We start from the raw sequence: 12,511 nt of genomic DNA on the forward strand, positions 1-12,511 counted from the left end.
CGATTTATTATTGAATTCGGTGACCGCCTAAGCAATCACCTTTAATTTATGAAAAGCAATTACACAAAATTATTTACAAGCTCTCAAATGGGGGTATTTTAATTAATGCCATTTCGCACTTGTTGCAAAATCCAATCCTCATATTCTTGCAGTGTTTCTCGTAGCATATCCATAGGTCGTACGATATAGTGTCTTTCAACTAATGCACTTGGTTTATGACCTGATATCTGTGCTAAAGATCCTTCATTGATTTTTGCCCATATAGCTAATGTTTTATATGACCTTCTCAATCCATGGGGAGTAAGTCCAATATTTAGTTTTTTACATATTTTCTCTAAGCTATCGTAGGGATTAACAATATGTCCACATGCAGCGTCCTTACTGCTAAATATGAATTTAGAATCAGAATTTTTCTTTAGTTCTAATAATAAGCTTTCAACATATGCAGTCAGAGGGATTAGGCGACCTTCATCTTCAATTTTATCTCTGACTTTTGCTGTTTTCCAACGAAAATCGACATCTGTCCATTTTAATGAAAGCAGCTCATTCTTTCTGCAACCAGTGATTAAACTACATATCAAAAAAATCGCTATTTTTCTACTAGTTAACTTATTTACCTCTTCAAACCATGGTTTTAGATGCTGTTTCATCAAACAATCATTTTTGGCTTTGGGGGAAGGGACTTTATCTTTAACTTTTTTTGAGTTATATGATTTTGGAGGCACTAAGTTTTCATAATCCTCGTGTTCCTCACACCAATTCAGGAAAGCTCGTGTAAGTCTGTATGCTTTAGCTGATGTTGTTGGACGGAAGTCATTATGATCAAGCCAATCGCAAAATACATCTGCAGTTAATTCAGAAAGTTTGTACTCAAACAGTTGAAAAATGGGTTGACTGGTATAAACACTATTTTTTTCAGGATCGTAACCACCTCTAGATAATTCGATGTGGTCCTGATAACTTCTTGGTCGCCAATTAGGTTGTCTTGCTTTTAAATATTCAAACCATACATCTTTAAATTTAATCGTCTTGCGTTTTTCTTGTTTTAGCAGTTCTTTATTATCAGCTAAAGCTTTCTTACGCTCGATCAATGGGTCAATCCCTTTGTGACACATAATAGCCAATTCTTGTGCATACTTACGAGCGTCATCTAATTTCCATGTATCGACATCGCCAATTTTGATACGGCGATTTTGGAGTCCAATACGACCCTGGAAAATGTAGCTTTTATTATTTTTAGGTGTAACTTTGACGCCGAATCCAGGTGTTCTTTCATCCCAAAAAAAAGTTGGTTTAGTCTTATCTGTACAATTAATTTTGTCTATAGCTGGTTTTGTGAATTTCATTCTAGTAAGCATCTGGTAAGCAAATAGTACTAAAAATCAATATATATTAATCAACAAAAAGAGTGAATAGTAAACTTTTTAAAATTAATAAGTGTATGATAATATGTGTTTTATTTTAATATCTTGTTGATATTTTGATTAAACGTGAACGGACTCATAATCCGTTGGTCGACAGTTCAAGTCTGTCTGGGCCCACCATATAAAACAAGCACTTAAGAGCGATTCTCTTAGGTGCTTTTTTAATTCTAAAATCCATCTAAACCAGCAAAATTGATTGGTATCAACAGTGTAGCTTTACTACATGTCTGTTCAGACTATAAAAAATCTCCAAAGACGGTGCTGTATTTAACATCTCTAGCCATTTCTTTAGTTAGACTTTGATTTATGCAAATAACCTGTATTTTTAAAACGTTTCAAATCTCTTAAAAAGTAAAAGTAGTGAAAAGCATTCCTTTCATCTTAGACATGCAATTCGAAATTTTAAAGTAACACTAAGCTATCTATAAATTTGATAACTGCTTTCATGCTTTTTTGGTGACTTCATTGAGCTCATTTCAATAGTTTAGGTATTGGAAATAAACAGCGCTAATGGAGTAGGCAATGTTAAAACAACAGCTTAAGCACATCTGTACTTTCAGTCTTTTATCTTTATGTATTTCACAAACTGTTATGGCTTTAGAGCCGGGGGCTGCACCACAGGCGCCAGCTGGCAACACAATGGGCATTCCATTGAATGCGCCTTTACCGCCTGGTCTGTATTTTACCAGTTCAACTAAGTTATTGAACGGTCAGTTGAAAGACGATAATGGCGATAACATGGGATTAAAGCTGAATGCGCCTGCATCAACTTCAATCTTTATCTATACCCCAGGTTTCAAAGTATTGGGTGGTGATTACCGGGCATGGCTTGCGGTTCCTTTCATTATGGCTGAGGAAGACATTAGCAATCCAATGCTGGGAGAGGTTGGCAAGCATTCAAACAATAATATTGCCAACATTGATGTACATTTTGCCGATGTCGCTTGGACACTCAATCCGGGGCAATTTGTCAGTGCAGGCTTAGGTGTGATTACGACCACGGGTTCATGGAAACTGGGCGACACCAATACTAGCGGTGAATACTGGTCGATCAATCCGCGTGTAGGTTATAGCCTCATGAATCAGGATTGGAATATTTCCTTAGAGTCACATTATTTTTATAATTTTGAAAATGATAAGACTAAATATGATTCAGGGGATGAGCTGTTCTTTGATGCGACTTTACTGAAAAAAGTTGATTTTATTCATCAAGGTTTGCAGGTTGGTCCAATTGGCTACGTGCGTGAACAGGTGACCAGCGATGAAAACAATGGAACTGCATATTTTGGTACAACCAGTGGTAAAGCACGTCAAATGGGGCTCGGTGTTCAGCTGCTACAGGATTTTGGCCGTGGCTTATTCGTCGGTTTGAGCTGGAGCAAGGATTTGGAAACAAAGAATGCAGTCAGCAATGATGGCCGTTTTACATTGAATATTTCAGTGCCAATGTACATGAAAGACCGCCCGAAACCTGCTAATTTACCTGCAGAATTTTAATCTATTCATCATTTGAAAAATGCTGATGAGGGCTGCTTATCCAGCCCTTTGCAATAAGGAAGTTTAAGCATGTCATTATTGGAAAATCACATCGTTTTAATTACAGGTGCAGGCTCCGGTCTAGGTTTGGGTATTGCCCGTTATTGTAAGGCACAAGGCGCAGCTGTGATCGTCACTGACATCTCCAGTGAAAAAATCCAGCAGCTGGCATCAGAGTTTAGTGGCAATGATCTTGCGTTAATTTGTGATGTGACCAAGATTGCTGATTTAGAATATTGCCAGCAGCAAATTTTGCAGAAATATGGCCGCTTAGATGCAGTTATTGGTGCACAAGGCATTTTTGATGGCAATGTAGCGATTAAAAATATGACTGCTGCACATCTGGATCAGCTGTTCGATGAATTATTCCAAGTCAATGTCAAAGGCTATTTGCTCACTGCACATATTTTTGCAGATGTACTGAAAGCTAATAAAGGGGCGATGGTTTTTACTACATCAACGGCTGCTTATGCTGCAGATGGTGGTGGTGCAGTCTATACAGCAACCAAAGGAGCAATTCGAAGTCTGATTCAACAATTGGCATATGAGTTTGCACCTGAAATCCGGGTCAATGGCGTTGCTCCAGCTGCTATTGGCAACAGCCAGCTAAAAGGTCCGAAAGCGCTGAACCTGGATCATCAAAAACAGTCTGATATTCCGAAAGATGCTTTTTTGAATTTATTCCAGTCTATCAGTTTGCTGCAGGAATTGCCTGATGCAGAAGACTATGGTGCACTGTATGCATTTTTAGCTTCGAAGCAAAATAAGGTCATGACCGGGCAGACTATCGTTGCAGATCAAGGCTTGCTGAACCGGGCTTTACTTACTCACTAACACGCAAAACAACAATATTTCAGAACCTTGAAAACAGGTCAATGGATCGCTGCTGCCAAAAAAAGGATATAGCGCATGACACAAGCTGTGACTGCACAAAAATATAGCCTGAATTGGATTTTACTTTTGGCGCTATTAACAGCAATTGCGCCGCTATCCACAGACATGTATTTGCCAGCTTTACCGGATATGGCAAAAGAATTTTCAGTTTCAACACTTTTGGTATCAAGTTCATTGCCGGCTTACTTTTTCGGGCTTGCCATTGGACAGCTAATTTATGGCCCCATTAGTGACCGCATAGGCCGGAAAATACCGTTAATTTTTGGTCTCAGCCTGCATATTGCCGCCAGTATATTGTGCATATATGCAGATGATTTGCAGACACTGCTGATTGTTCGTGTACTCCAAGCTTTAGGAAGTTGTGTTGGCTTGGTATTAGCCCGAGCTGCAATCCGTGATGTACTGGATACCAATTCTGCGGCCAAAGCTTTTGCCAGCATGATGATTGTGATGGGCGTTGCACCTGTGATCGCGCCGACCTTAGGTGGTTGGATGCTGCTGTTTTTCCATTGGCACGCTATTTTTATTGCTCTAACACTATTGGGCGTAATTAGCCTGGTCTGGGTGATTTTCAGTTTCAAAGAAACCTTAACAGTAGATCGACGCTTAAAGCTCTCCTTAAAGCATGTATTCCAGCTGTATATAAAAATTTATCAGGATCCAAGCTACCGTTTTCCCATGCTCGCTGGCTGCTTCAGCTTTGGCGTATTGTTCTGCTATATCAATGTAGCATCTACAGTGTTAATGGACAGCTATCATTTGAATGAACAGCAATTTGCTTATGCTTTTGGCTTGAATGCAGTCGGGACTATGTTTTTGTCAGCCATGAATCATAAGCTGGAACATAAATATTCTGTGCTGCAACGATTGAGTATTGGCGGTATAGTGCAAATTTTTGGCGTGTTCTTATTGTTGATTGCTGCATTGCTACCGCAAGAGGGTCTGTCATTGGTATTAGCCGGTTTGTTTTTAGCTGTTGCAGGCATTGGTCTGACTGCACCGAACTCAACAGCTTTGGCAATGTCACAGCAAGGCAGACAGGCCGGTTCGGCTAGTGCATTGATGGGCGGACTGCAATTTTTCTTTGGCTTGCTCAGCGGCATATTACTGAATTTCCTGCCTTGGTCAGCGCTCCTGAATTTGAGCATAGCCATGCTGATTTTTGTATTTTGCGCCAATGTTTCCATTCAAGCGGTAAAGCGATTTTTTAATATGCAGCAGGCTGCATAAACTACAGTTTCCTTGGTATGCCACCTTTTAAAGGTGGTTTTTTTTCACCTATGTTATCTATTTTGAATATATCTAATATCCAGCTTGGCCCATCATTATAGATACAGGGTTAGGCTATGCTGAACTGAGAAATAGATGTTTGCACTGCATGCAATAAGGATAGAAAGATGCATATACAAACTTTTTTGGATCAGCAAAAATGGTCAGGATTTCAAACCCTGATTTTTGCCTTGATGTTTTTGGTGGCTTTTTTTGACGGCATGGATACTGCAGTCATGGGCTATATTGCACCTGATTTAATCCGTGAATGGCATATCAGCAAAACCGATATTATCCCGATTCTCAGCGCTGCATTAATTGGGGCTGCCATCGGTGCAATCATTTTAGGTCCTTTAGCAGATAAGTTTGGACGCAAAACATTATTACTAGTATCCGTGTTTATTTTTTCTGTGGGCTGCATTCTATCCAGTTGTGCACAAAATCTGACCCAGCTGGAAATACTGCGCTTTATTACCGGTTTGGGTTTAGGCGCGGCTTTGCCGAACGCCGTAACACTGCTTTCAGAATATTGTCCTGTACAAAAGCGGGCATTTATTGTCAACACTATGTATTGTGGATTTCCAATTGGTGCAGCAGTCGGTGGTTTTGCGGCTGCTTATATTATTCCGAACTTTGGTTGGGAAAGCATGTTGCTAATCAGCGGGATAATGCCTTTTATTTTGATGATATTTATGTTGATACTTTTGCCTGAATCAGTGCGCTATCTATTGCTAAAAAAAGGAAAAGATCAGCACATTCAAAAGATTTTAGGCAAAATAAATCCATCGGCAAATCAGCATCATTTTCTGCTGAAAGATAGCAATTCCAGTATTTCCATGTTGCAAGCCATGAAAACCGTATTTTCAGCTAAATATGCCGTGGGCACACTGAGCTTATGGATCTGTTTCTTCTCAGGTTTGATGATTTTTTACGGCATCGTCAACTGGATGCCGCTGCTGTTTAAAGAAGCGGGTATGCCTGCCCATTTAGGCCCGATAGTAGCTGGCTTGTTTGCACTGGGCGGTATAGGGGCCATGCTGAATGGCTGGTTGATGGACCGCTTTAACGGCAATTATGTGATTGCAGTTTGTACTTTTTTTACAGCGATATGTGTCGCGCTAATTGGTCCCGCAGTACATTGGTCTTTAACCGTGTTTATTGTACTGATGATCAGTGCTGGAACGCTTCAAAATACCGCCCAGTCTTCTTTGCCTGTTTTGGCAGCGAAGTTCTATCCGACTGAAGCCAGAACCACTGGTGTGTCATGGATGTGCGGCAGTTGCCGGCACCATGTGTATGGGCTATATGGCAAATAACAACATGGCTTGGACGCAAATTTTTATGGTATTGGCAATACCTGCTGTGGTTATGACCGTTTGTATGCTGATTAAAAATATCGCTGAAAATGTAGCGGAAGACAGAAATACTTCTGCAGATTTTGCAAAAGAATAATGCTTTTTAAGGTCATTAGGTTTGACTGGCTGAACGAAAGATTCATTCAGCTATTTATGAAAAACAGCGCAGGCAGCGCTCAGCAGGACCACACTCAAGGAATTGAATATGAAAATATTGGTTTTAGGCGGCGGTATTGGCGGTATGGCGGCAGCCATTAAACTCAAGCAGGCCAACCATGACATCGAATTGGTTGAAAAATCAGAAGACTGGAAAGCTTTAGGCACAGGTTTAACACTTTCTGTGCTGACCTTACGTGCGCTCTGTGATTTAGGGGTACAAGACGAAATTGCGGCGCAAGGCTTTGTGCATGACGGCGTTGATATTTATGATCAAAACGGCAACTTTATCCGCACAGTGCTCTCCAAGCGTGTAATTGCAGATAATTTTCCATCTGAGGGAGCAATTCTGCGTCCTGTACTGCATGATATTTTATCCTCTAAGGTTCGTTCCCTCGATATTCCTGTGTATTTAGGCGATACCGTCGCCAGCATCCAAAGCAGCTTGGAGCAGGGCAGTTTTGTGCAATTTGAAAGTGGGCGGACTGCGCATTATGATTTGGTGATTGGGGCAGATGGTGTATTTTCAAAGTTGCGTCAACTATTGATGCCTGAACAGACAGTACCTGAATATACTGGCCAAGCGTGCTGGCGTTTGCAGTTTGACCGTCCAGAGGATATTGTCCGCGGACGTATGTTCCAGTCTGAAAAAATAAAAGTGGGCTTTAACCCTTGCAGCCCAACGCAAATGTATATGTACATGATGGAGTGTGTACCAAAAGACCAAGTATGGCGTGAGCCTGAAGTACTGCCGAAAATGGCAAAAGAATTGCTGCGCGAGTTCGAAGCTGTGCTGAAGCCATATATTGATTCGATTGATGAACATACCCCGATTATTTACCGTCCTTTAGAGCGTGTGATGGTGAACAGTGACTGGCATCGTGGTTCAACGATTCTCATTGGCGATGCGGTACATGCCACAACACCGCACTTGGGTTCAGGTGCGGGATTGGCTGTTGAAGATGCCATTGTCTTGGCAAAACTATTAGATGAATATGGGGATGATTTAGAAACTGTATTCGAGCAGTTCATGCAAAAACGCTTGGCACGTGCGCAATTTGTGGTTGAAACATCGGGTGAAATTGGCCGTATGGAAATCGAGGGCAGTTCCATGATGGAAAGAAGCATGCTCTTGGCCAAAGGGTTTGAACAAGTCACTACGGCTTATTTATAGTTTATTCATTTAATCCAAACAGTTGAATTAGATCTCTTATATAGAGCGGATTAAATTAGGTAAATATAAAATAATCTTTAAAAGTTGATATTGAATTAACTAAATCAATAAAGCCTGCAAATGCAGGCTTTATTGTGTACAGGCCTTATGAGGCGCTACGTATACGAACCCAAGACAGTTTACGGCTGGCTTTTTCTGCATCGGAAGGGCTGCGCAGAATCAGGGTATTGCCGTTACGGCTGACTTTGCCATTAATGTTATAGCGCTGCTGAGCAGCAGGATCAAACACCTGCCCCGAGATAAATTTATAAGGATCATTTGGGTCTTGTTTTAAATCAAATAATAAGTGAAAGCCTTTCAGCGAGCTTAAATTCTGTGTCGGCAGATTGGGTGCATTAAATGCTTCGATAATATGTCCATTGTATAAAGAATTGCTATTTTTGCTGATTTTAACTTTCACCAAAGTGAAGCCGCTTTTGTCATCAATAACTTTCCAGTTTCCCGTTAAATCTAAAGCGGGTTTGGCATATAGTGCAGCAGAACAGAGCACAATACATCCTGCGCTGAATATCCCTTTCAGTTCCATGGTTGTTCCTTAAGCTTAAAATGAAGTATTGGGTTCATTAACCAATAGCCGAATTTAAAAATATATTAAAAAATAGTGGCTTAGTGTAATGAAGCGCATTGAATATAAAATATACAGATAGGTGGGGCAAGTGCAAAAAGGCTTAAAAATTTTTATTGAAAAAGATATCAGTTATCAAATATTTAGATAGTGAGATTTAGCTTCTGCTTTTACAAAAAAACCGGAATATTCTAGCTTTTTTAAGATGAAAATAAAAAAGTCAGGCTCATGGAAAACCTGACTAAACTGAAAAAATAACGATTAAAATTTTAATCAATGTACAGGATTTTCCTCAGGCAACAGGCTGAGTTTCATTGTTTTTAATTTTAGGTGTTACAGGAATATTGGTTTGACCTGTAAGCACAGCTTTTCGAGTCTGGCTAAAGAGGTAAACTTGCACTACAACTACAATACAGCATGCATAGCCAATGGCTTCAAAGCTGATAAATTTTACAATGGTGCCACTAATAAATGGTGCTACGGCTGCACCGACCATCAGCATGGCAGGTGTACCAGCTACAGCACGACCTGTTGGATCTAAACGTGCCAATAAACCAAAAGCAAAGGTATGCACAAATAAAATGGTAAATGCCATCATTGGGCCTGCCATGGCAAAAACTGCATATTCATGTGTTTGGGTAGTTAGCAATGAGAAGATGCCCTGAAAGATTGGACCAAAAGTAATAATGGCGGTGATGCTGACACGCTTTTCAAGTAGCGCTGCTAATGGTGCTGGGAAGATAGTCACGATGCCATAAATCACCAGAGCCATAGTCACCATATCGCGGCTAAAACCACGCTCAAGCCCAATACGCTCATAAAAGCTTAAAGTCATGGCTTGTGTCATCGCCAGTAATGCGACACCAATCATGCAGAACCAGACAGGACGGCCAAGTGGCGGCAGGTTTTTGATTTGCTCATAGTTATCAAAATCGACTGCACGCGTAGGCTTAGGAAAGAAAAAAATGCAGGCTAATGTCGCGAGCAGCATGACTGCTGCCAGCACATAGAACATACTGTAACCGCCAAACTGTTGAATGATTCCTGGTGTACCACCTAAGAAAATTACCCCGAAAATACCAATGGCAAGGCCGGCAATACCGAAAATTCGATGAGGGTTAATACCGTGACCCATGGTGCCATGAGTGACACTGAGTGCTGTACCTGCAGCAAGCCCGCCAAAGAAATGCAGGCCTGCCAAAATAGGGAAACTGGTATTGCTGGCTGATAAAATAAAAGCTAATGTTGCAAAAGCAAAACCAAGCACTGCAGCTAGTTTCACCTGAATACGGTTAAAGCGCGGGGCAAAGAAAATACTGGCGCCTGCTGCACCAATCAAAAATAAAGTGGCTAATCCGCCTGCCTGCTGCGGATCAAAATGATAATGGGCAATCAGTGTTCCAACCCAAACCGGCAATGCAACCAAATCAACCATACCGGCACAGTGTGCCATCATCAGCGCAAGCATTCCACGCTTGCTTTCGATACGAACCATAATGCTGCTCCTTTAGCATGCAAATAATGTGAGCTCTTCACTGAGCGTGTTGCTTAGACTGTTGTCTATCATTGTTGTTTTAAAAAATAAGCCCCGATCAAATGTGATCAGGGCTTTGGATTAAATGGCTTCTTTTAAAATTTCCAGTGCTTTAGTGACGACTGCTGTTTGCTGTTCCACTGGGGCACGTTGTTGTTCTAGCCGTCCAATTTCCATTGAGCTTTGTGTCACCAGACGGCAACGATGCTCACGACGCTGCATAAATTCAGCAAAGGCCAAATCGACATTTGCTTGTTTCTCGAAGATTTCAGCGAGTACTAAAGCATCTTCAATGCCCATGCCTGCACCTGAAGCCAATTGCGGCGTGGTTGGGTGTGCGGAATCGCCAATCAGCAGCACTTTACCGACATACCATGGACCAGGCAGGTCGAAACATTCCAAGGGACGGAAATTGATATTTGGATTATCTGCTTCAGTTAAAGACTCACGGATCTCGGCCAAAATGCCATCGTATCCTTCAAGCAGTTGTTTTAAGTTTTTGTAGTTGTCTTCAGGTTCTTGCCAACGCTGCGGGCAGCGTTCCAGCAGGAACATATACATGTGATCTTTAGAAACTGGAGTAAAACCGACTTTCACAGGACCACCCAAGAAATAAGTACGGCGCTCAACCGATGCAGGACGTTTTAAAAATAAACGCCAGCAGCTTTGACCGGTGTATTCTGCTTTAGGTGCGTCAGGAAATAACAGCTGGCGAGTTTTTGAAAGTACGCCGTCTGAACCGAGCACAAAATCATAACGGCCAGTTGTGCCATCGCTAAATGTGACCGTCACGCCAGTATCATCTTGCTCAAAAGCATCCGCAGTCAGACCTAAACGCATTTTGATACCAGCTTCTTCAACATATTTATGCATAATTGAATGCATAGTGGGGCGCATGATGCCACCACTTCCAGCGGTATCTGAGCCTTCTAGCATTGGTGTAGGTAAAATGCGCAGCGGATTGCCTTGCGGATCGCAGACTTGAATCCCATCACCCACATAAGCTTGTTTAGTTACTTCGTCATAAACGCCGAGTTGTTTCAGTGCACGTAGGGTGGGTCCGGTAATGGTCAGGCCTGCACCCAGTGCACCCCAGTTTGGGTTGATATCAATCAGGTCAATGTCTATACCAATGCGAGAGAGGGTAATGGCAGATGCCATACCCGCAGTACCTGCACCAATAATCAGGGCTTTTTTGCCAGCAGAGGCAGAATGTTGTGTCATGCGAGTCATCCTTGAAGCATTATTGATCTTTTAAAAATTGTGCAACCAGTTGGGTAAAGCTTTTCGCGTGCTCGATTTGAGTCCAATGGCCGCATTGGCTGAAAATATGAACTTGGCTATTTTCAATCCAGTTCAGCATGGTCAAAGATGTTGAAAGCGGAATCACTTTGTCATCACGACCATGTACCATCAATGTCGGCTGCTTAATTTTGCGAATGGCGTCTTCAGAATGAGACATCGCTTCAACCCATTGCTGGCGTGGTGCAGGGAACATGCGTTCATAGGCTGCACGTGTGTCTTCTTTAGTACTGGCGATATAGCGCATTTGCACCAAATCATCACCTACTAGATTTTGGTTATAGGCAAAGATTTTCATGATTGCCTGCATGTTTTCAAACGATGGTGTATAGCCCCATACCGCATCTAAACCAGAGGTCAGTTCAAATGGCACTCCAACGCTACCCATGAGAATCAGTTTATTGACACGTTCCGGATAGTAGATTGCCAATGCCAAAGCCATAGAGCCGCCAAAGGAGTTACCAATCACATTCACTTTTTCCAGTCCTAAAGCATCAAGGAAATCCACCATTTGCTTGAGCCACGTATCACGGTTAAAGCTGATATCTTCAGGGAAGGTGCTATAACCAAAACCGGCAAAGTCAGGTGCTAGCAAGCGGTAATCGTTTTGCAGTGCTTGAATAGTCAAACGCCAATTTGCCCATGCACTGACGCCAGGACCTGAACCATGCAGCAGCAGTACTGGCTCACCTTGTCCTATATCGTGATAATTGGTTTGAATGGCGCCGCACTGGATGCTTTTGCCAATTTCAGGATTAGTCATCGTATTCATCATTCGTTCCTTGAAAATTGAATTAACCACGTTTCCACAGCAGGAGTGCAGTGCGAGCTTCAGATGTATTTTCTTCTAAACGTGCAGTCAAACTGAGCTGACCTTGTTCATCTAAAGAGAAGGTGCGTTTTTGCTGTCCGCCAATCCAATTTGGAAATAAACTGAGCTCGACATAATGGGTTACAGTATTACCTTCAACGTCATAACGTCCTGCATACGACAGCATGCTGTTATAAGCATCGGCTTTTTCAGCATCTGAAGCACTCCACTGACCACCAGTTGTAAAATTACTGCGGTCGGCTTTGGTAATTTGGCAGCTCATATAGCCATCTGCGGTATATTGGATAATGCCTTGCGGTGCTTCACCCATAGGTAAAACTTGGCGTCCGTCATCATAATTTTGTACAAAGGTCACCAATTCCCAGCGGCCGGTTAAATCTATATTCGACATTATTGCTTCCTTAAATTTT

General features: G+C 41.8%; 12 protein-coding genes. 6 read left to right on the forward strand and 6 right to left on the reverse strand.

Annotated elements, in window-relative coordinates; all coding sequences use genetic code 11:
• Positions 1-98: 98 nt before the first annotated feature.
• Positions 99-1,346: an integrase family protein gene (locus ACE01R_RS03445; protein WP_180044259.1), complete on the reverse strand. Its 1,248-nt coding sequence runs from the start codon at positions 1,344-1,346 to the stop codon at positions 99-101.
• A 600-nt stretch (positions 1,347-1,946) separates the two neighbouring features.
• On the opposite strand from ACE01R_RS03445, the gene ACE01R_RS03450 reads away from it, so the two are divergent.
• The 6 genes from ACE01R_RS03450 (at position 1,947) to ACE01R_RS03475 (ending at position 7,808) form a co-directional block, all read left to right on the forward strand.
• Positions 1,947-2,921 carry a transporter gene (locus ACE01R_RS03450; protein WP_395546170.1) on the forward strand — a complete coding sequence of 325 codons (975 nt, stop codon included), beginning with the start codon at positions 1,947-1,949 and terminating at the stop codon, positions 2,919-2,921.
• Positions 2,922-2,990: 69 nt separating this feature from the next.
• The gene (locus ACE01R_RS03455; protein WP_395546171.1) at positions 2,991-3,794 is read left to right on the forward strand and encodes an SDR family oxidoreductase; all 804 of its coding nucleotides are present in this window, start codon (positions 2,991-2,993) and stop codon (positions 3,792-3,794) included.
• Between the two features lie 75 nt (positions 3,795-3,869).
• On the forward strand, positions 3,870-5,084 hold the full coding sequence (locus tag ACE01R_RS03460; RefSeq protein WP_395546172.1) for a multidrug effflux MFS transporter: 1,215 nt from the start codon (positions 3,870-3,872) through the stop codon (positions 5,082-5,084).
• A gap of 167 nt (positions 5,085-5,251) precedes the next feature.
• Positions 5,252-6,439, forward strand: coding sequence for an MFS transporter (locus tag ACE01R_RS03465; protein ID WP_395546173.1), 1,188 nt, complete (start codon positions 5,252-5,254; stop codon positions 6,437-6,439).
• On the forward strand, positions 6,420-6,575 hold the full coding sequence (locus tag ACE01R_RS03470; RefSeq protein ID WP_395546174.1) for a hypothetical protein: 156 nt from the start codon (positions 6,420-6,422) through the stop codon (positions 6,573-6,575). The genes ACE01R_RS03465 and ACE01R_RS03470 overlap by 20 nt, the downstream gene beginning before the upstream one ends.
• A gap of 108 nt (positions 6,576-6,683) precedes the next feature.
• Positions 6,684-7,808 carry an FAD-dependent monooxygenase gene (locus ACE01R_RS03475; protein WP_395546175.1) on the forward strand — a complete coding sequence of 375 codons (1,125 nt, stop codon included), beginning with the start codon at positions 6,684-6,686 and terminating at the stop codon, positions 7,806-7,808.
• Between the two features lie 145 nt (positions 7,809-7,953).
• On the opposite strand, the gene ACE01R_RS03480 is transcribed toward ACE01R_RS03475, so the two are convergent.
• The 5 genes from ACE01R_RS03480 to ACE01R_RS03500 all read right to left on the reverse strand — a co-directional run bounded on the left by ACE01R_RS03480 (position 7,954) and on the right by ACE01R_RS03500 (position 12,492).
• Positions 7,954-8,394: a DUF2147 domain-containing protein gene (locus ACE01R_RS03480; protein WP_395546176.1), complete on the reverse strand. Its 441-nt coding sequence runs from the start codon at positions 8,392-8,394 to the stop codon at positions 7,954-7,956.
• A gap of 331 nt (positions 8,395-8,725) precedes the next feature.
• Positions 8,726-9,928 carry an MFS transporter gene (locus ACE01R_RS03485; protein WP_395546177.1) on the reverse strand — a complete coding sequence of 401 codons (1,203 nt, stop codon included), beginning with the start codon at positions 9,926-9,928 and terminating at the stop codon, positions 8,726-8,728.
• A 120-nt stretch (positions 9,929-10,048) separates the two neighbouring features.
• A complete protein-coding gene (locus tag ACE01R_RS03490; RefSeq protein ID WP_395546178.1) occupies positions 10,049-11,191 on the reverse strand; it encodes an FAD-dependent monooxygenase in 1,143 nt (380 codons plus the stop codon).
• Positions 11,192-11,210: 19 nt separating this feature from the next.
• Positions 11,211-12,041 (reverse strand): alpha/beta fold hydrolase, encoded by an 831-nt coding sequence (locus ACE01R_RS03495; RefSeq protein ID WP_395546179.1) that lies wholly within the window; start codon positions 12,039-12,041, stop codon positions 11,211-11,213.
• 22 nt (positions 12,042-12,063) lie between these two features.
• Positions 12,064-12,492, reverse strand: a complete 429-nt coding sequence (locus tag ACE01R_RS03500) for a lipocalin-like domain-containing protein (RefSeq protein WP_395546180.1) — start codon at positions 12,490-12,492, stop codon at positions 12,064-12,066.
• Positions 12,493-12,511 lie beyond the last annotated feature (19 nt).

It is taken from the genome of Acinetobacter sp. BSP-28 (assembly GCF_044130285.1).
GTDB lineage: Bacteria > Pseudomonadota > Gammaproteobacteria > Pseudomonadales > Moraxellaceae > Acinetobacter.